This is a genomic window from Rhodanobacter sp. Root480, assembly GCF_001426645.1.
Lineage (GTDB): Bacteria > Pseudomonadota > Gammaproteobacteria > Xanthomonadales > Rhodanobacteraceae > Rhodanobacter > Rhodanobacter ginsenosidimutans.
Genome location: NZ_LMEX01000001.1, coordinates 475,307 through 492,640, shown reverse-complemented (window position 1 = coordinate 492,640; position 17,334 = coordinate 475,307). Strand labels below are relative to the sequence as shown.

General features: G+C 66.0%; 21 protein-coding genes. 3 read left to right on the top strand and 18 right to left on the bottom strand.

The window, feature by feature from the left end; translation table 11 throughout:
- Nucleotides 1–8 precede the first annotated feature (8 nt).
- On the bottom strand, nucleotides 9–1,271 hold the full coding sequence (locus ASD22_RS02390; protein ID WP_235577479.1) for a cupin domain-containing protein: 1,263 nt from the start codon (nucleotides 1,269–1,271) through the stop codon (nucleotides 9–11).
- A 294-nt stretch (nucleotides 1,272–1,565) separates the two neighbouring features.
- Between ASD22_RS02390 and ASD22_RS02385 the strand changes: the two genes are divergently transcribed.
- Nucleotides 1,566–1,805, top strand: coding sequence for a hypothetical protein (locus ASD22_RS02385; RefSeq protein ID WP_056078449.1), 240 nt, complete (start codon nucleotides 1,566–1,568; stop codon nucleotides 1,803–1,805).
- A gap of 21 nt (nucleotides 1,806–1,826) precedes the next feature.
- Here ASD22_RS02385 and hisIE read toward each other — a convergent pair whose 3' ends face one another.
- From hisIE to ASD22_RS02310, 16 genes are all read right to left on the bottom strand, one after another.
- On the bottom strand, nucleotides 1,827–2,453 hold the full coding sequence (hisIE, locus tag ASD22_RS02380; protein WP_056078446.1) for a bifunctional phosphoribosyl-AMP cyclohydrolase/phosphoribosyl-ATP diphosphatase HisIE: 627 nt from the start codon (nucleotides 2,451–2,453) through the stop codon (nucleotides 1,827–1,829).
- A 17-nt stretch (nucleotides 2,454–2,470) separates the two neighbouring features.
- A complete protein-coding gene (gene hisF, locus ASD22_RS02375) occupies nucleotides 2,471–3,241 on the bottom strand; it encodes an imidazole glycerol phosphate synthase subunit HisF (RefSeq protein ID WP_056078443.1) in 771 nt (256 codons plus the stop codon).
- Nucleotides 3,235–3,966, bottom strand: coding sequence for a 1-(5-phosphoribosyl)-5-[(5-phosphoribosylamino)methylideneamino]imidazole-4-carboxamide isomerase (gene hisA / locus ASD22_RS02370; protein WP_056078440.1), 732 nt, complete (start codon nucleotides 3,964–3,966; stop codon nucleotides 3,235–3,237). Before hisA ends, hisF begins: the two co-directional genes overlap by 7 nt.
- Nucleotides 3,967–3,976: 10 nt before the next feature.
- Nucleotides 3,977–4,567, bottom strand: a complete 591-nt coding sequence (hisH, locus tag ASD22_RS02365; protein WP_056078437.1) for an imidazole glycerol phosphate synthase subunit HisH — start codon at nucleotides 4,565–4,567, stop codon at nucleotides 3,977–3,979.
- Complete coding sequence (gene hisB / locus ASD22_RS02360) at nucleotides 4,567–5,631, bottom strand: bifunctional histidinol-phosphatase/imidazoleglycerol-phosphate dehydratase HisB (RefSeq protein WP_056078435.1); 1,065 nt, start codon at nucleotides 5,629–5,631, stop codon at nucleotides 4,567–4,569. Before hisB ends, hisH begins: the two co-directional genes overlap by 1 nt.
- Nucleotides 5,628–6,692 (bottom strand): histidinol-phosphate transaminase, encoded by a 1,065-nt coding sequence (gene hisC, locus ASD22_RS02355; protein ID WP_056078432.1) that lies wholly within the window; start codon nucleotides 6,690–6,692, stop codon nucleotides 5,628–5,630. Before hisC ends, hisB begins: the two co-directional genes overlap by 4 nt.
- Nucleotides 6,689–8,014, bottom strand: a complete 1,326-nt coding sequence (gene hisD / locus ASD22_RS02350) for a histidinol dehydrogenase (protein ID WP_056078429.1) — start codon at nucleotides 8,012–8,014, stop codon at nucleotides 6,689–6,691. The genes hisC and hisD overlap by 4 nt, the downstream gene beginning before the upstream one ends.
- Before the next feature lie 22 nt (nucleotides 8,015–8,036).
- Nucleotides 8,037–8,930: an ATP phosphoribosyltransferase gene (gene hisG / locus ASD22_RS02345; protein WP_056078426.1), complete on the bottom strand. Its 894-nt coding sequence runs from the start codon at nucleotides 8,928–8,930 to the stop codon at nucleotides 8,037–8,039.
- A complete protein-coding gene (locus ASD22_RS02340; protein WP_056078423.1) occupies nucleotides 8,927–9,259 on the bottom strand; it encodes a YerC/YecD family TrpR-related protein in 333 nt (110 codons plus the stop codon). The genes hisG and ASD22_RS02340 overlap by 4 nt, the downstream gene beginning before the upstream one ends.
- Nucleotides 9,260–9,416: 157 nt before the next feature.
- The gene (locus tag ASD22_RS16260) at nucleotides 9,417–9,578 is read right to left on the bottom strand and encodes a 30S ribosomal protein THX (protein ID WP_082520091.1); all 162 of its coding nucleotides are present in this window, start codon (nucleotides 9,576–9,578) and stop codon (nucleotides 9,417–9,419) included.
- 86 nt (nucleotides 9,579–9,664) lie between these two features.
- Nucleotides 9,665–10,612: a cation diffusion facilitator family transporter gene (locus ASD22_RS02335; RefSeq protein ID WP_056078421.1), complete on the bottom strand. Its 948-nt coding sequence runs from the start codon at nucleotides 10,610–10,612 to the stop codon at nucleotides 9,665–9,667.
- A 79-nt stretch (nucleotides 10,613–10,691) separates the two neighbouring features.
- Nucleotides 10,692–11,123: a MerC domain-containing protein gene (locus ASD22_RS02330; RefSeq protein ID WP_056078418.1), complete on the bottom strand. Its 432-nt coding sequence runs from the start codon at nucleotides 11,121–11,123 to the stop codon at nucleotides 10,692–10,694.
- Nucleotides 11,124–11,265: 142 nt separating this feature from the next.
- Complete coding sequence (locus tag ASD22_RS02325; RefSeq protein WP_056078415.1) at nucleotides 11,266–11,748, bottom strand: transcriptional repressor; 483 nt, start codon at nucleotides 11,746–11,748, stop codon at nucleotides 11,266–11,268.
- Between the two features lie 42 nt (nucleotides 11,749–11,790).
- Complete coding sequence (locus ASD22_RS02320) at nucleotides 11,791–12,069, bottom strand: hypothetical protein (RefSeq protein WP_056078412.1); 279 nt, start codon at nucleotides 12,067–12,069, stop codon at nucleotides 11,791–11,793.
- Nucleotides 12,070–12,115: 46 nt separating this feature from the next.
- Nucleotides 12,116–13,516 (bottom strand): glutamate--tRNA ligase, encoded by a 1,401-nt coding sequence (gene gltX, locus ASD22_RS02315; protein ID WP_056078409.1) that lies wholly within the window; start codon nucleotides 13,514–13,516, stop codon nucleotides 12,116–12,118.
- Nucleotides 13,517–13,588: 72 nt separating this feature from the next.
- The gene (locus ASD22_RS02310; RefSeq protein ID WP_056080813.1) at nucleotides 13,589–14,023 is read right to left on the bottom strand and encodes a DUF4399 domain-containing protein; all 435 of its coding nucleotides are present in this window, start codon (nucleotides 14,021–14,023) and stop codon (nucleotides 13,589–13,591) included.
- Nucleotides 14,024–14,179: 156 nt separating this feature from the next.
- On the opposite strand from ASD22_RS02310, the gene ASD22_RS02305 reads away from it, so the two are divergent.
- A complete protein-coding gene (locus ASD22_RS02305) occupies nucleotides 14,180–15,340 on the top strand; it encodes a glycosyltransferase family 1 protein (protein WP_056080809.1) in 1,161 nt (386 codons plus the stop codon).
- On the top strand, nucleotides 15,309–15,872 hold the full coding sequence (locus tag ASD22_RS02300) for a phosphatase PAP2 family protein (protein WP_056078406.1): 564 nt from the start codon (nucleotides 15,309–15,311) through the stop codon (nucleotides 15,870–15,872). Before ASD22_RS02305 ends, ASD22_RS02300 begins: the two co-directional genes overlap by 32 nt.
- A gap of 437 nt (nucleotides 15,873–16,309) precedes the next feature.
- Here ASD22_RS02300 and accD read toward each other — a convergent pair whose 3' ends face one another.
- Complete coding sequence (accD, locus tag ASD22_RS02290; RefSeq protein WP_056078394.1) at nucleotides 16,310–17,179, bottom strand: acetyl-CoA carboxylase, carboxyltransferase subunit beta; 870 nt, start codon at nucleotides 17,177–17,179, stop codon at nucleotides 16,310–16,312.
- Between the last annotated feature and the right edge of the window lie 155 nt (nucleotides 17,180–17,334).

The following is a 17,334-nucleotide window of genomic DNA, read 5'->3' as shown; positions in this document are numbered from 1 at the left end:
GGCGCGGGCTATTCCATCATGAGGATGCCGTGTTCGTACAACATCTTCAGCGCGAACAGCATCTCGTCACGCCCCGGACCACCCGGGTCCCGTTGCCATGCCAGAACGTCGGGGATGGTGAAGCTCCCCACCTGGGACGACAGCTGCTGGAGTACCGGCCCCATGGCGACGGGAAACTTGAGCACGCCGGTCTCGCACGGCACGACGATGTCGTCCTGCACCTGGACAAACCGCAGTGACGCGGACACGCTGAATCGTTGATCCGGTGCCATCTTCGGCACCGGCAGCAGCGGTGCCGCCTTCCATCCCGTGAAGGGCTCCTGCTTCAGCGATTTCAGCCAGGGCTCGGCGGCCACCTTGCTGATTTCGTCCAGGCATTCGCTGATATACGCAGCTACCGCGTCCGGCATGCTTCCCCGGGCTTTCTCCAGGGTGGCAGGCGGCCCACCTCGCCATTTCTCGCTCGACATCGAGAGCCGCTGAACCAGCGGTCCGAGGTCAAAAAGCAGATTACGGGGCGAAAAATAGACATTCAGCGCCAATGAATAGCCCACGCCGCGCGCCGAATGCCAGGCCCCGGCCGGGAGGCAGAGCAAGTCGCCGGGATTGAGCTCCACCTCGCCAAATTCCATATGTTCGGGCAGCGTGCCGACATCCGCACTGATGCCGGGTTGATACACGGCATTCTCGAGCGGCCACGGCTTGGCGGACTTCATGGAGAACCGCCAGCGCTTGCTGCCGGCGATCTGGATGCTTGTGGCAACCCGCTTGTCGTAATGCGTGGGCAGCCCCGAACCGTCGGGCGAGATGTAACAATTGGCGCCCACGAGACCATTGAAATTGAGCTGCGCGCGCACGGCTTGTGCCCACTGGCAAAGCACGGGATCGGCCAGGTGGATATCGGTAATGCAGATCGTCGCGCCCGCGTTGAGCAAGTCGGCGACCTGGTTATGGTCTGCGTCGATCATGCCCCGCGAACTTCCGGCCTCCTCACCACGCGTAAAGGCCGCTTTTATGTTGTAGCTGGTACCGGCCAGCGCCTTTCCGCGCGAAAGCGCCTGCCTCAATCTCGCCCAACCGAAAATATGGTCGAATTTTCCGGGATGTCCTTTGACGCTCACCGACGTGCGCGAGAAAAATGAATCCACGAACTCCCCGGCATCGAGCGGGCTCACCAGTTCCTGGAGTTCACGACCACTCAATGCCGCCGGTGCCGGCGGTTCTCCGGATGTGCCGGGATCGAGCAGGGAATGAAAATCTATCGGGTTCATGGATCTTCTGCCTTGGATTAATCGCAGGGCCGAAAGCTTCCCGCTGCGCGCCACCTAGTATTGCAAAAGGCCTGCAGTGCCGCACCGGAGCCTGCGTGCGGCGTGGCCACGAGTATTGCGCGAATGGTCGGCGTACCGACCTGCCTCCTCATTGACGCCAGTCAAGAATCAGACAGGCGTCCCGCGCCGGATCGTCGCACCCGCGGCGGAACCTGATCAGGATCAAGACGCTGGCCGTCCGGCTCGATGAAGATCGGCCCAGTAACCCAAGGATTTCATGAGCGAGACACAACGATGGAATTCCACATCGCCATTACCGACACACGCCCGCAACTCGAAGCCGTCGAAGACGCCATGTTCGATGTCGACTCGAACGCCCTCGTCGACCTCGACCCCAGCGGTTCAACCTTGCGCATCTCGTCGTTCGTGACCATCGAGGATCTGATCGACGTCATGCAGCGAACGGGCTGGACGATCGCGCCGGACCAGGTGGTCCAGTTGCCCACGATATGCTGCGGTGGTTGCGGCGGCTGAGCGGCCGCCAACCTCTCGCGGTCAGGGTTTGCGATGCCGCGCGACCAGCACCTTCGCCACATCCGCCAGCGACAAACCTCGTGCGCGCAAGGTCACGGTGAGATGGAACACCAGATCCGCGGCCTCGCCCAGCAGCTCCTCATCGCCCTGCGCCACGGCCGCCAGCGCGGTTTCGACACCTTCCTCCCCCACTTTCTGCGCGATGCGGCGGATGCCGCCGTCGAACAGTTTCGTGGTGTAGCTGCCTTCGGGGCGGTCGGCATGGCGTTGCGCGACCAGCGCGTCGAGTTCGGCCAGGAAACCCAGCGGCGGACGCACGTCGTCACCGTTGCCAAAACAGCTTGAGGTGCCTTCGTGGCAGGTGGGGCCGTGCGGGTCGGCCTGGATCAGCAAGGTGTCGGCATCGCAATCGATGCGGACCGATTTCAAGTCGAGCACGTGACCGGAGACTTCGCCCTTGGTCCACAGGCGCTGCTTGCTGCGGCTGTAGAACGTGACGTGGCCACTGCGTTGCGTTTCGGCCAGCGCCTCGGCATTCATGTAGCCGAGCATCAGCACTTCGCCGCTCAACCAATGCTGCACGATCGCCGGCAGCAGGCCTTCGCCCTTGGACCAATCGAGACGGCTGGTATCGGTGGTATCGCTCATCGCTGTGATTCCTCGTGCTACAGGCGTACCGGGACGCCCTGCTCGTGCAGATAGTTTTTCAGTGCGGGGATCGCGATCGCACCGGAGTGGAACACGCTGGCGGCCAGCGCGCCGTCCACGTCGGCTTCGACGAAGGCGTCGCGGAAATGTTCGGGTTCACCGGCGCCACCGGAGGCGATCAACGGCACGTTGCAGATCACGCGCGCGGCCTGCAGTTGCTCCAGGTCGTAGCCGCGGCGCACGCCGTCGCTGCCCATGCAATTGAGCACGATCTCGCCGGCACCGCGTTGCTGTGCCTCGGTCATCCAGTCCAGCGTGCGGCGCGGCAGCGCCTGGGTCTTGCTGGGGTCACCGGTGTACTGGCGCACGCGCCACTCGCCGTCGGCGTCCCGCAGCGAGTCGATGCCGACCACCACGCATTGCACGCCGAACGCGGCGGCCAGTTCGTCGATCAGCCCGGGCCGTTCCAGTGCGGGCGAGTTCACCGAGATCTTGTCGGCGCCCGCGTGCAGCACGGCGCGCGCGTCGTTGACCGAGCGGATGCCGCCGGCCACGCAGAACGGGATGTCGATCGCCCGCGCCACCTTCTCAACCCAGCCGCGATCCACGCTGCGCCCCTCGGGGCTGGCGGTGATGTCGTAGAACACCAGCTCGTCGGCGCCTTCGTCGCGGTAGCGCAGCGCAAGCTCCACGATTTCGCCCATCACCACGTGATCGCGGAAACGCACGCCCTTGACGACCTTGCCGTCGCGCACGTCCAGGCAGGGAATCAGCCGGCGGCTCAACATGCCAGTGCTTCCGCCAGGGTGAAGCGACCTTCCAGCAGCGCGCGGCCCAGGATCACGCCTTGTGCGCCGGCGTCGCGGGCGGCGCGGATATCGTCCAGCGAGCGCACGCCCCCGGACGCCTGCAACGCCAGTTGCGGCACGCTTTCGCTGAGGTGCCGATAAAGGCCGAGATTGAACCCGGCCAGCATGCCGTCGCGATCGATGTCGGTGCACAGCAGGTGGCGCGCACCGCGTTCGGCATACCAGGGCGCCAGCTCGTCCAGCGTGCGTGTTTCCACTTCGGTCCAACCGGCGCTGGGCAAAGCCCAGCGATCGCCGATGCGGCGCGTGTCCAGCGCGATCACCAGCCGTTCGGCACCGTGATTGTCCAGCCAGCGCGCCACCTGGTCGGGATCGCGAATGGCCACGCTGCCCAGCACCACGCGGTGTACGCCGGCATCGAACAGTCGGTGCAGATCCTCCTCCGCCCGCACGCCACCACCGGCCTGGATGCGCATGCCGCTGGCGGCGATCGAACGGATCACCGCCAGGTTGTCGAGGTTGCCCGAGCGGGCGCCGTCGAGGTCAACCAGGTGCAGCCAGTCCGCGCCCGCCTCGGCATAGCTCCAGGCCAGTTCGCGCGGGTCGGCGGCATAGGTGGTCTGCTGCGCATAGTCGCCCTGCTTCAGCCGCACTACCTGGCCGCCGCGCAGATCGATCGCGGGAATCACCGCAAAACTCGTCATGAGAACGCCGTCATAGCTTGAGGAAATTACCGAGCAGCCGCGCCCCCACGGCGGCGGAACGCTCGGGATGAAACTGCATGCCGTGGAAATTGCCGCGCGCGATCACCGCGGAAAACGCGCCACCGTAGTCGGCCGTGGCCAGCGTGTAATCGCCCACCGGCACCGCATAGCTGTGCACGAAATACGCCTGGTCGTCGCTGCCGAGGCCATCCACCAGCGGATGGTGCCGCGTTGTTTCCAGGCGGTTCCAGCCCATGTGCGGCACGCGCAAGCCGGGGGCTTCGACAAAGCGCAAAACCGGCGCGGGAATCAGGCCCAGGCATTCGGTATCGCCTTCGGCCGAGCGTTCGCACAGCAGTTGCATGCCCAGGCATACGCCCAGCACGGGCTGGGTCAGCGAGCGCAGCAGATCCACCAGCCCCAGCTCGCGCAAACGCGCCATGCCAGGCGCGGCGGCGCCCACGCCGGGCAGGATCACCTTGTCGGCGGCACGAATCGCCGCCGCATCCGCCGTCAAGGCAGCATCCACGCCAAGGCGCTGCAGCGCGTAGCGCACCGAGCCGATATTGGTGCCGCCGGCATCGACCAGCACGACACTCATTACAGCGTGCCCTTGGTGCTGGGAAGCTCGTTGCCTTCGCGACGGATCGCCTGGCGCAGGGTGCGCGCCACCGCCTTGAAGCAGCCCTCGATCATGTGGTGCGCGTTCTCGCCCTGCACGGTGAGGCGCAGGTTCGCGCCCATCGTTTCACACAGCGAGCGGAAGAAATGCGGCACCAGTTCGGTCGCCATGTCGCCCACACGCTCGCGCGGAAAACTGCCCTCGAACACGAAGTACGGTCGCCCGGAAAGGTCCAGTGCGGCGCTGACCAGCGACTCGTCCATCGGCAGCGTGAAGCCATAGCGGCCAATGCCGCGCTTGTCGCCCAGCGCCTGTTTCATGGCCTGTCCCAGTGCCAGCGCGGAATCCTCGATGGTGTGGTGATCGTCGATGTGGGTGTCACCGTCGCAGCGCAGCTCCAGCGCAAAACCGCCGTGCTTGCCGATCTGCTCCAGCATGTGGTCGAAGAAGCCCAGACCAGTGTGCACCTTGGGCTCGGCCACCTTGTCCAGGTTCACGCTGACGGTGATGCGGGTTTCCTTGGTGTTGCGGGTGACCGTGGCGGTACGCGGCGCATCCAGCAACTGGTGCGCCAGCTCCGTCCAGCTCACGCCTTGCGGCCCCACCCGGAAACCACGCACGCCCAGGTTGGCGGCGAACTGCAGGTCGGTTTCGCGATCGCCGACCATCGCCGACGCGGCGCGGCTCCAGCTGTCGTCGGCGAGGTAATGCCGCATCAGGCCGATGCCCGGCTTGCGCGTATCCAGGCCCTCGTGCGGAAAGCTGCGGTCGATCAACACCTCGTGGAACCGCACGCCCTGCGACGCGAGTATCCGCAGCAGCAGTTCATGCGGGCCGCTGAAATGCGCCTCGGGAAAACTGTCGGTGCCCAGGCCATCCTGGTTGGTCACCATCACCAGTTCGTAACCCGCGCCGACGAAGCGCTGAAGCGCGGCGATCACGCCGGGCAGCAGCGCGAGCTTCTCGTAGCTGTCGATCTGTTCGTCGGCGGGCTCCTCGATCAGGCAACCGTCGCGATCGACGAAAAGCAACTTGCGGCTCATGCCGCACCTCCCTGGAGAATGGCCAGCACGCGGGCGTTTTCCGCCGGCGTGCCGATGGTGATACGCAGCGCATCGGCAAGGTTGGGATAACGGCGAACGTCGCGCACCACGATGCCGGCGGCCAGCAGGCGCTGGTAGACCGCGCCGGCGTCATCGAAACGCACGGCCAGGAAATTCGCCTGCGACGGCAGTACCTCGCGCACGCCGGCAACCTGTGCCAGCGCCGCACGCATCACGCCACGCTGTTCGTCGATGAGCGCTATATGTTCGGCCGCGACAGAGGGCGCCGACAACGCGGCCAGCGCCGCCGCGACGCAAGGCAACGGCAACGGGTACGGCGGCATGATCCGACGCAGCAAGGCAATCACGTCAGCGTGCGCCAGCAAGGTGCCCACGCGCACGCCGGCCAGCGCCCAGGCCTTGGACAAGGTGCGCAGGATGGCGAGGTTGTCGTACTGGCCAATCAGGTCGGCCACGCTGCCCGCCTCCGCGAACTCCACATAGGCTTCGTCCACCACCAGCACCGCGCGCCCGGCCAACGCCTGCACCAACCGTTCCACGGCAGCGCGCGGCACCGTCTGGCCGGTCGGGTTGTTCGGCGAGCAGATGAAAACCAGCCTCACCGCAGGCGTCACCGCAGGCGTCACCGCCGCCAGCACCGCATCCACGTCCAGCGTGAAATCGGCCGCCAGCGCCACCTCGATCACGGCGGCGTTCTGGATGTGCGCGCACACCGCATACATGCCGAACGTGGGCGGCTGGATCAGGATCGCGTCCTCGCCCGCGCGGCAGAACGCACGCACCAGCAGGTCGATGGCCTCGTCGCTGCCGCGGCCCACCAGCAGCTGGTCGCGCTGCACGCCGTAGAGCGCGGCCAGGGCATCGATCAGCGCTGCGGGTTGCGGATCGGGATAGCGGTTGCAGCCGAGGTCGTCACCATTCGACGACCATGGCGATTCGTTGGCGTTGAGCAATATCTGGCCACCGCTGGCTTCCATGCGCGCCGACGAATACGGCTGCATCGCGCGGATTTCCGGCCGCGCCAGGTCGAGCACGCTCATGTCGATGCTTCCGTGGTCTGGCGCGCGTCCAGCGCGGCCAGCCGCAAGGTCACGGCCTGCCGGTGGGCTTCCAGTTGCTCGGCCGCCGCCAGCGTGGCCGCGCAGGGGCCGATGGCGCGCAGGCCGGCGGCGCTGACGTCCTGCACGGTGATCTGCTTCTGGAAGCTCGATACCGACACGCCGCTGTAGCTGCGCGCATGACCATAGGTGGGCAGCACGTGGTTGCTGCCGCTGCAGTAGTCGCCCAGCGATTCGGGCGCCCATTCGCCCAGGAAAATCGCGCCTGCCGATTCGATGCTGTCGAGCAGCGCGTGGGGATCGCACACCTGCACGATGAGGTGCTCCGGCGCGTAGCGGTTGCTCACTTCCACCGCCTGCGCCAGCGAGTCCACCGCGATCAGGCGGCTCTGTGCCAGCGACTTCTCGGCGATCTGGCTGCGCGGCAGCAATGCGCGCTGGCGCTCCACCTCGGCGGCCACCTTGGTAATCAGTTCAGTCGAGGGACTGAGCAGGATCACCTGCGAGTCCGGGCCGTGCTCGGCTTGCGACAGCAAATCGGCAGCCACGAACACGGGGCTGGCCTGCGCGTCGGCAATCACCAGCACTTCGGACGGCCCGGCCGGCATGTCGATCGATGCGCCACCGGCATCCACCGATACCTGCAGCTTGGCTTCGGTGACCCAGGCATTGCCCGGCCCGAACAGCTTGTCGCAGCGCGGTACCGAGTCCGTGCCATAAGCCATCGCCGCGATCGCCTGCGCGCCGCCGATCTTGAATACCCGGTGCACGCCGGTAACGCGGGCGGCGTACAACACCGCCGCCTCGCAGTTGCCATCGGCCCGCGCCGGCGAGCACAGCACCACGCTGCGGCAACCGGCTACCCGCGCCGGCACGCCCAGCATCAAGGCAGTAGAAGGTAGCGGTGCGGTACCGGCGGGCACATACAGGCCTACCCGATTGATCGGCCGCACGATGCGCTCCAGCCGCACACCGGGCGCGGTTTCCACGGCGACCGGCTTCGACGCAGTGGCGCGGTGGTAATGCTCGATGCGCGCGGCCGCTTCGTCGATCGCCGCCTTCAGCGCGGGATCGAGCGCAGCCTCGGCGACGGCAAACTCGGCTTCGGTCACTTCCAGCGCATCCAGCGCACAGCCGTCGTAAGCGGCGCTGAATTCGCGCAAGGCATCGTCGCCGCGCTCGCGCACGGCAGCGACAATGCGTGCCACGCCGCCGCTCAGGTCGTCAGTGCGTGACTGCGTGGGACGCGCCAGCGCCTCGCGCCGTGCGGATTCGTCCAGTTGATTCCAGTCCAGCTGTTTCATCGTTCAATACCCAGCTTCAATTTCACGCCAACATTTTTTCCACCGGCAACACGAACATCTCGCGCGCGCCGGCCTTCTTGATTTCTTCCAGCTGGCGCCAGCTGACTTCACCGGCGCACAGCGCCTGCAGCATCAACTGGTCGGGCTGGCCAGCCACGGGCAGCAGGGTCGGCTGCGGGCCGCCCGGCAACAGCCGGGTGACCGCCTCGACCGTGTGGCGCGAGGTCTGCAACAGCAGCAGACGCGATTCGCGCACCTGGATCACGCCGTCGAGGCGTTTCAGCAGCAGCTCGAGCATGTCGCCGCGCTCGTCGGCCGGTGGCGTGCCGGCGGCGGCCAGTACCGCTTCGCTTTCCAGCAGCACGTCCGTCTCGCGCAACTGGTTGGCCACCAGTGTGCCGCCACTTTGCACCAGGTCGCAGATCGCATCGGCAGTGCCCAGGCGCGGGGCGATCTCGACTGAGCCGGCCAGCGTCATCACGCCGGCATCCACACCGTTCTTGCGCAACCACGCAGCCAGCAACCCGGGATACGAGGTGGCGATGCGCGTGCCTTCGAGATGTTGCGGGCCCTGGTATTCGAACTCCTGCGGCACCGCGATGGACAACCGGCAGCGGCCGAAACCCAGCGGGCGCAATTCCGCCAGCGGCGGACTTTCCTCGCCGGCGGTGAGCTGGAATTCGTTCAGCACGTTGCGCCCGACGATGCCCAGGTCGCACACGCCCTGGGCGATCAGCGACGGGATGTCGTCATCGCGTACCAGCAGCAAATCCACCGGTTCGCCTTCACCGAAACAAAACAGCTTGTCGCGGCTCTGGCGAAAGCTCAGGCCGCAACGCTGCAGCAAATCCAGCGCGGGCTCGGTAAGCCGGCCCGATTTCTGCATCGCGATCCGCAATCGGTCACGTTCCTTCATGCCTCTGTCCTCTTCTGTGCCCGTCGCCGTGCGGCACGGGCGGCGGCGGCCACATAGCCGCCACTGCCCTGGTTGAGATAACGCGCCACCCGCCCGATCGTGGTGATGCTGACGGCGGTGCGCTCATGGATTTCGCGATACGACACACCTTCGAGCAGGTGCGGCACCACGCGCCAGCGGTCGACCAGCACTTCCAGTTCCGATGGCGTGCACAGGTCACGCAGGAAGGCGGCCATCTCCTCGGCGTTCTTCAGCGACAGCAACGCCTCGCAGAGACTGAGCTCGGCGGACTCGATGGGTGTCTCGGGATCCCGCGATCGACGCTTCATAATGTACTAACGCGTTAATACGTTGGGTCGGCATCATACGCAGTGTGCCGCAGTGCGGCAAGCGTTGAAAACGGGGATGCGCGTGTCGGGAAAACCCGCCAGACACGGCCTCAAACGAAAAAGCCCCACCGGGGTGGGGCTTTTCGTCAGGTGAAGATCAGGCCGACTTTTTCTTCGGTGCTGCCTTCCTGGCCGCCGCCGGCTTGGTCACCGTCGGCTTGGCGCCGACCACTGCCGGCTGCGCGGTGTGCGCGCGGCTGTTGCCATAGCTGCCGCGGTTGGTCTTGCCGCGCCGTGTCTTGCGATCACCCTTGCCCATGGAAACTCCTTGATGCGTATCGTGGGGAGGCTTGAATCATAGCAGCGCGGCAACGCCGGCCATAGCCACGAAGCCGCGGCCGGGTTCTAGTGCGGTACATGTTCGGCGCAGCCGCCGTGGCGGTCGAGGCAACCGCCGGTGTCGATCTGCACGGTCACGTGCTGCACGCCGAAGCGCTCGCGCAGCACGTCGTTGATCGCCCGCATCGCCCGGGCGCTGTCGGCATCCTCGCGCAGCTCGGCGTGGACGGTGGCCATCCGCGAACCCGAGGCCAGTTGCCACAAATGCAGGTGATGAACATCGCAGATGGCATCGTCAGCGTCGCGCAAGGCGGCCTCCACGGCGGCGGTATCCAGCCCCTCGGGTACGCCTTCCAGCAGAATGTGCGACGAACGGCGCAGCAACCGCCAGGCGCTGCCAAGCAGCAACACCGCCACGACCAGCGACAACGCCGGGTCGGCCCACAACCAGCCGAACCAGCGTATGGCCAGCGCTGCACCCACCGCCGCCAGCGAGCCGAGCAGATCGCCCAGCACGTGCAGGCTTGCGCCGGCCATGTTCACGTCATCGTGCGCGTGGCCGTGCAGCGTGCGCAGGACCACCGCGTTGACCAGCAAGCCGGCGATCGCCACGCCCAGCATCAACCCCGAAAGGATCGGCGTCGGATGCCGCAGGCGAACGACGGCCTCGTAGACGATCCAGCCCACCAGCGCGAACTGGCTCAGCGCGTTGACGAAGCCCACCAGGACTTCGATCCGTCCGTAGCCGTAACTGCGGCGCGCATCGGCGGGACGCACTGCCATCCACGCGCCGATGAAGGCCAGCAGCAGTGCCAGCGAATCCACCGCCATGTGGCCGGCGTCGGCCAGCAGCGCCAGCGAGCCGGACCACCAGCCGCCGACGATTTCCACCAGCGTCATCGCCACAGTCAGGCACAGCGCCCACATCAGTTTTCCGCGGCGGTCCGTGGTCACGGTGTGCGGGTGATCGTGATCGTGTGCGTGGTTGTGATCGTGGGAGTGCGGGTGGCTCATGCGCCCATGCTAGAAAGCGGGCCTGCCGTTACACAATCACTCTCACCGCCCGCGCGGGAGCTTGAAGAATCACCGGCGCTCAGTGCGCGCACTGGGGACCATGCACATGGCCATCGCTGCGGTGGTCACGGCGGAGATTGATGAAATGCGCCGCGGCCAGCAGCAAGCCGCCGCAGGTCACCAGCGCACTGTGCAGCACGATGGAATAGCTCTCGGCATACGTCACGCCGAGCAGCAGCAGGCCCAGCCCCGGCGCGGCCAGCAGCAACGGCAGCGACCACCGGTGCCGGCGGAAACCTCGCACCAGCACCAGCAACGCAAGCACGCAGGCAAACATCACGAAGCCGCGCTCGAAGCGATGGTCCGCCAGAAATTCCATGCCGAGGAAAGGCAAGGCCGCGATCATGAAAGGCAACAGCGCGCAGTGGATCGCGCACAGGAACGATGCAACCGCACCGACGCGGTCGGCCATGTGCCACCACCGGGTTTTGCTCGCTTGTTCGGAATTCATCGAGTTGCCGGGCGCCGCCGGAGATGGCCGCTTCTGCCTGTGCGGTAATGTTACTTTATAACATTACTGAGCGCCACTTCATTTTTGGACCGGCGGGAAAGGAGCATCGCGACTGAAGTCGCCCCTACAACAACGCGGGCGGTCAAAGCTTGAGGCAGCGCTTGCAGACGCCGTGCACTTCCAGCGTTTGCGCCTGCGGGCGAAAACCGAAGGCGCTGGCCTGGGCCTCGATGAGGCTTGCCACGCGTTCATCGCAGACTTCCTGCGCGCTGGAGCAGACATCGCAGATCAGGAACGGCACCTGATGGGCTTCATCGGGGTGATGGCAGGAGACGAAAGCGTTGATCGACTCCAGCTTGTGGATGAAGCCGTTCTCGAGCAGAAAATCCAGCGCCCGGTAGACCGTGGGCGGCGCCGCATTGCCGTGCTTCTCGCGCAGCAGGGCAAGCAGGTCGTAGGCCTTGATCGGCTTGTGCTCGCTGGCGATCAGTTCAAGCACCTCCTTGCGCAGCGGCGTCAGGCGCAGGCCACGCGCCTGGCTGGCCGCTTCGACCGCATGCACAAAACCCTTCGCATCGTGATGATGCGGGTGGGTGTGCAGGATGTCGGCGCCTTCGTGTGCCACGTTGATTCACCTCGTTGTCGATCATAGTGCCGGCGGCGGGGTTCAGCGCGGCAGCGGTGGCGGCAGGACCCGCTGTTTTCGGCGATGCCGGAACAGGACCACCAGCCAGCCGATCGGTCCCAGCACCGCCGCCCACGCCACGCCTTCCGCCGTGTGTCCCCGCCAGCGGCCCAGCAGGGCGCCGATGGCGATGAAAAGCAGGTTCCACCAGAACATGGCTGCCCACGGCACCAAATGCAACAGATTGGCGAAGATCTGCCAGAACGCCCCGGGGGCGTCGGGGTCGACGCCTTGCAGTGCCTTGGCGAGCAGGTCATTCATGGAGTTTGCCTGGAAAAGCGGAGAGCGCCCCCATCCATGCCACAACTCACCCCCGCGCGAGCCCCAGCGCATCATCGATGCGCTTGAGCGCCTCGGCGCGGCCGGCGAGATAGATGGTGTGTTCGATCGACGGCGACACCTGGGTGCCCGTCATCGCCACGCGCAAGGGCTGCGCGATCTTGCCCATGCCAAGTTCGAGTTTTGCGGCAACCTGAGCGATCACGTCGTGGATCGGTTCGGGCTGCCAGGTGCATTCGGCCAGCAACGCTTTCGCCGCTTCCAGCACGGCTGGTGCCGCATCGTTCTTCAAATGTTTGGCGACCGCCTTTTCGTCCCACTCGACGATCGGCGCGTACCAGATCTTCGCGCGCTCGGCCATTTCCTTCAGCGTGTGCACGCGGTCGCGCAACGCCACGATCACGTCGGTGGGTGCGGGGCCCTGGCTGAAGTCGATGCCGGCCTGCGCGAGATGCCATTCGAACTCGGCCGCCAGCGTCTGCGGCTCGTCGGTTTTCAGGTAGTGCTGGTTGAGCCAGGCCAGCTTCTCGGTGTCGAAGCGCGAGGCGGCCTTGTTGACGTCGGCGATGTCGAACAGCGCGATCATTTCCTCGCGCGAGAAGATTTCCTGGTCGCCATGCGACCAGCCCAGACGTACCAGATAATTGAGGATCGCGTGCGGCAGGAAACCGTCGACGCGGTATTCCATCACGCTGACCGCGCTGGTGCGCTTGGAGAGCTTCTTGCCCTCCTTGTCCAGGATCATCGGCAGGTGCGCAAACTCCGGCACGGTCGCGCCGAGCGCCTTGTAGATGTTGATCTGCCGCGGCGTGTTGTTGACGTGGTCGTCGCCGCGGATCACCTCGGTGATGCCCATGTCGATGTCGTCGACCACCACCGCGAAGTTGTAGGTGGGCCAGCCATCGGAGCGGAAGATCACCAGATCGTCCAGCTCGCTGTTGGCCCACTCGATGCGGCCCTTGACCTTGTCGTCGAACACCACCGAACCCTCCGCGGGGTTGCGGAAACGGATCACCCGGTTCGGGTCGTCACGCAGCGGTTCGTTGCGGTCGCGGTAATAGCCGTTGTAGCGCGGCTTCTCGCCCGCCTTCATGGCCGCCTCGCGCATCGCCTCGATCTCGGCCTTGGTCTCGTAGGCGTAATACGCCTTGCCGGCAGCGACCAGTTCATCGGCCACCTGCTTGTAGCGATCGAGGCGCTGGGTCTGGTAGTACGGGCCGTCGTCCGCATCGAGGCCAAGCCAGTGCATGGCATCGAGGATTGCCTGCACCGCCGCGTCGGTGGAGCGTTCGCGATCGGTATCCTCGATGCGCAACACGAATTCGCCGCCGCGACGACGCGATTCCAGCCAGCAGTACAGCGCGGTACGCGCGCCGCCGATGTGCAGGAAACCGGTGGGGCTGGGAGCGAAGCGGGTACGTACGGTCATCGGTGGCGTCGGCAAGGTGGGAATGAAGCCACCGATTTTAGCCGATCCGCCACCGATAACCGACGCGATGGCTCACTTCACGTGGATGGTGATCTTCTTCGACACCACGGCCGGATCGAACGGCACGTGGTTCTGGTCGCCCAGCTCCAGTTGCAGCGTGTGCGTGCCGGGCGCCAGCTTCAGCGTGGTCTGGGTCTGGCCGCCGCCGAAATGGACATGATGGGCATCAGCGGGGATCGGTTTGCCGGCGGCGGGCAGTTCGGTCACATCGACCAGCAGGTGATGATGACCGGTGTGTTCCTTGGCCACCCCAGCCGGCGCCACGCCCATGCCCTTGAGGCCGAAGCGCACGGTGACATCCTGGCCCACGGTGGCGCCGTCGCTGGGGGAGATGATGTAGACCTCGGCACCGGCGGGCGCCTTGGTGACGGGCAAGCCCGGCGCATCGACGGCCATCGCGGAACCGACCAGTCCAGTGAGGGCAAGCGCAAGCAGGATACGTTTCACATTCATTCTCCAAGCGTGATGACAATGGCCAGTGTAGGCGCAGTGTCGCCGCCAAAGAAACCGCACTCGCGTCTGGCGTCACCGTGATGTCATGCCCCCGCCATGCCGACGCAACGCCGCCCCGCGAAGCTGGGCCAAGCCAGCACGGGGCATGTCATGCGTATCGGTATCGTCAGCGAAACCTATCCGCCGGAAATCAACGGCGTGGCCCTGACCGTCCACAGCCTCGCCGCCGGCCTGGCGACGCGCGGCCACGATGTCGACCTGATCCGCCCGCGCCAGGCGCGACCGCAGCAGGACGAACCCGGCATCGATGTACTTGAGGTGCGCGGCGGCGCCCTGCCGCGCTACCCGGGTTTGCGCTTCGGCATGCCAGCCGGGCGCACGTTGAATCAGCACTGGAAGCTGCGGCGACCCGACGCGGTTTACGTCGCCACCGAAGGCCCGCTGGGCTGGTCGGCGATGCGGGCGGCGCGCCGCCTGGGCATCCCGCTGAGCAGCGGTTTCCACACCCGCTTCGACAACTACGCCGAGCATTACGGCGTGGGCATGCTCACGCCATGGGTTCGCGCGTACCTGTGCCGCTTTCACCAGCGGGCGGCCGCCACCCTGGTGCCCACCCACGCGCTCGTGCGGGAGTTGCACGGCATGGGCATCTCCAATGCGCGCCTGTTGCGACGGGCGGTGGACACGCAGCTGTTCCATCCTTCCCGACGCGACGACAGCCTGCGCGCCGCGTGGGGCGTCGATGCGTCCGCGCCCGTGGTCCTCTACGTGGGACGCATCGCGCCGGAGAAAAACCTCGACCTGGCGATAGATACCTTCCGCGCCATCCAGCAGCAACTGCCACAGGCACGCTACGTGTGGGTGGGCGATGGCCCGGCCCGCGCCGCGCTGATGGCGGCGCATCCGGACTTCATCCATGCCGGCGTGCAGCGCGGCGAAGCGCTGGGACGCCACTACGCCAGCGCCGACCTGTTTCCCTTCCCCAGCCTCAGCGAAACCTTCGGCAACGTGATCCTCGAGGCGCTGGCTGCCGGCCTGCCCGTGGTCGCCTATGCCCAGGGTGCGGCGCGCGAACACCTGGTCGACGGCATCAACGGCTATGGCATCGAGCCGGGCAACGCACCGGCCTTCACCGATGCGGCGGTGAAGCTGGCCAGCAATCCGGCGCTGATCCGATACATGGGCCGCGCCGCCCACGTCGGCATGGCCGGCCTGTCGCCCGAGGCCGTGATCTGCGATTTCGAAACCCTGCTGCGCGAGATGGCCGAGGAGAACCTGCATGAGCACGCCACCACCATCGCCCACGCCTGAGCTTTTGCTCGGGCCACGTTTTGCACTGGACCGCCGCGTCTGCGTGGCGGCCAACCGCTGGGGCGCTCGGCGCATGGTCGGCTTGTTCTTCGGCGCGATCAGCCGCCTTGGCGACGGTGTGTTCTGGTACACGCTGATGGCGGTGCTGGCCTTGTTCGGTGGACGCGACGGCCTCATCGCCGCTGCGCACATGGCCGTGACCGGGCTGGCCGCGCTGCTGTTGTACCGCCTGCTGAAACGCTGGACGCGCCGACCCCGGCCCTACCGCTCCTGCCCCGGCGTGATCGCGCACGTGCCGCCGCTGGACGAGTTCAGTTTCCCTTCGGGGCACACCTTGCAGGCGGTGAGTTTCACCGTGGTGGCGCTGGCCTGGTATCCGCCGATGGCGTCCCTGTTGCTGGGCTTCACCGCACTGGTCGCCGCCTCGCGGGTGATTCTCGGCCTGCACTATCCCAGCGATGTACTCGCCGCCATCGCCATCGGCGGGGGACTCGGCACCGCGTCGCTGTGGGTGATGCAATCACTGATCTGAGCCCTTCGCCTGGTCAGCAACTGCGCACGCCGTCGGCAGTTCCTTTGCGCTCAGACACATAGACTGGTTGTCCACAGGCTTTACCAACGGCGGTCCACAATCGCTGTGGAGAACTTCGCGATGAAGTATCGCGAACTGGGCAAAACATCGACACGCCGTGCCAAGTGATTGTCGGCAAAGGACGCGTCGGTGTTGTCCACAGGCTTGTACAGAAGCGGCGCACAACTGCTGTGGAAAACTGGCACCGCGCTGGCGACGCCGCGTGGAAAGCCGCTGCTCATTTCCTGCGCAATGCGTAGCAAGTGGCTGATGCAAAAGCCGTGGCCGCGGCTTGTCCACAGGCTTTACCGACCTGCTTCCACAACCGCTGTGGAAAACCCGTGTGCGGAAACGACGATGCCGCCCGAAGGCGGCATCGCATGGCGACAGCGTGGCGGTCAGGCCGCGCGTTGTTCGCGACCGAGTATGCCCAGCAGGTCGGCCAGCTTGTCGCGCATCTCGCGGCGGTCGACGATCATGTCGATGGCGCCGTGCTCGACCAGGAACTCCGAACGCTGGAAGCCCTCGGGCAACGTCTCGCGTACCGTCTGCTCGATCACGCGCGGGCCGGCAAAGCCGATCAGCGCCTTCGGCTCGCCGATGTTGATGTCGCCCAGCAAAGCCAGGCTGGCCGAAACGCCGCCGGTGGTGGGGTTGGTCAACACGCTGATGTAGGGCACGCCGGCATCGCGCAGGCGCGCCAGCGCGGCGGAGGTCTTGGCCATCTGCATCAGCGAGAACAACGCCTCCTGCATGCGCGCGCCGCCGGTGGCGGAGAAGCACACCAGCGCGCTCTTGTCGGCCAGCGCACGTTCCGCGGCGCGGGTGAATTTCTCGCCCACCACCGAACCCATCGAGCCGCCCATGTAGGCAAACTCGAACGCCGCCACCATCAACGGGCGACCTTTCAGCTTGCCGCTCATGGTCAGCAGCGCATCTTTCTCACCGGTCTTCTTCTGCGAGGCGATGATGCGGTCGCGGTACTTTTTCGAATCGCGGAATTTCAGCGGATCGGTGGGCTCCATGCTGGCCCACAGCTCCTGCCCGGAGCCTTCATCCAGCAGAGCACGCAACCGCGTGCGCGCCGCGATGTAATGGTGATGGCCGCACTTGGGGCACACCATCAGGTTGCGATCGAGTTCGGGCCGGTACAGCACCGCGCCGCAGCCACCGCATTTCTCCCACACGCCCTCGGGCACCGAGCCCTTGCCGGCGGTGGAGCTCTGGGGCCGCGTGCGCGGCGTCATGATTTTCTGCAACCAGTTCATGCAAACACCTCAAACGTTTCTGACCTGAAGCGGCCAGATGACCGCTCAGAGCTGGGAAGAAAACCACGTCCTGTGGTTTTCTTCCATCGCGCGCCCGCTACATGCCCGGACGCGCTCACGCGAATCAGTCACTTGCGTGACCGATCCGCGACCGG

What these genes read in the sequence shown, in the direction of transcription:
- ASD22_RS02385 (WP_056078449.1), top strand. Translation starts at nt 1,566, where the DNA reads ATGGAATTCCACATCGCCATTACCGACACACGCCCGCAACTCGAAGCC.
- ASD22_RS02390 (WP_235577479.1), bottom strand. Translation starts at nt 1,271, where the DNA reads ATGAACCCGATAGATTTTCATTCCCTGCTCGATCCCGGCACATCCGGA.
- ASD22_RS02320 (WP_056078412.1), bottom strand. Translation starts at nt 12,069, where the DNA reads ATGAATGACCTGCTCGCCAAGGCACTGCAAGGCGTCGACCCCGACGCC.
- ASD22_RS16260 (WP_082520091.1), bottom strand. Translation starts at nt 9,578, where the DNA reads ATGGGCAAGGGTGATCGCAAGACACGGCGCGGCAAGACCAACCGCGGC.
- ASD22_RS02335 (WP_056078421.1), bottom strand. Translation starts at nt 10,612, where the DNA reads ATGAGCCACCCGCACTCCCACGATCACAACCACGCACACGATCACGAT.
- hisF (WP_056078443.1), bottom strand. Translation starts at nt 3,241, where the DNA reads ATGTTGAGCCGCCGGCTGATTCCCTGCCTGGACGTGCGCGACGGCAAG.
- ASD22_RS02330 (WP_056078418.1), bottom strand. Translation starts at nt 11,123, where the DNA reads ATGAATTCCGAACAAGCGAGCAAAACCCGGTGGTGGCACATGGCCGAC.
- accD (WP_056078394.1), bottom strand. Translation starts at nt 17,179, where the DNA reads ATGAACTGGTTGCAGAAAATCATGACGCCGCGCACGCGGCCCCAGAGC.
- ASD22_RS02305 (WP_056080809.1), top strand. Translation starts at nt 14,180, where the DNA reads ATGCGTATCGGTATCGTCAGCGAAACCTATCCGCCGGAAATCAACGGC.
- ASD22_RS02300 (WP_056078406.1), top strand. Translation starts at nt 15,309, where the DNA reads ATGAGCACGCCACCACCATCGCCCACGCCTGAGCTTTTGCTCGGGCCA.
- hisD (WP_056078429.1), bottom strand. Translation starts at nt 8,014, where the DNA reads ATGAAACAGCTGGACTGGAATCAACTGGACGAATCCGCACGGCGCGAG.
- hisH (WP_056078437.1), bottom strand. Translation starts at nt 4,567, where the DNA reads ATGAGTGTCGTGCTGGTCGATGCCGGCGGCACCAATATCGGCTCGGTG.
- hisB (WP_056078435.1), bottom strand. Translation starts at nt 5,631, where the DNA reads ATGAGCCGCAAGTTGCTTTTCGTCGATCGCGACGGTTGCCTGATCGAG.
- hisG (WP_056078426.1), bottom strand. Translation starts at nt 8,930, where the DNA reads ATGAAGGAACGTGACCGATTGCGGATCGCGATGCAGAAATCGGGCCGG.
- hisIE (WP_056078446.1), bottom strand. Translation starts at nt 2,453, where the DNA reads ATGAGCGATACCACCGATACCAGCCGTCTCGATTGGTCCAAGGGCGAA.
- hisC (WP_056078432.1), bottom strand. Translation starts at nt 6,692, where the DNA reads ATGAGCGTGCTCGACCTGGCGCGGCCGGAAATCCGCGCGATGCAGCCG.
- ASD22_RS02340 (WP_056078423.1), bottom strand. Translation starts at nt 9,259, where the DNA reads ATGAAGCGTCGATCGCGGGATCCCGAGACACCCATCGAGTCCGCCGAG.
- hisA (WP_056078440.1), bottom strand. Translation starts at nt 3,966, where the DNA reads ATGACGAGTTTTGCGGTGATTCCCGCGATCGATCTGCGCGGCGGCCAG.
- gltX (WP_056078409.1), bottom strand. Translation starts at nt 13,516, where the DNA reads ATGACCGTACGTACCCGCTTCGCTCCCAGCCCCACCGGTTTCCTGCAC.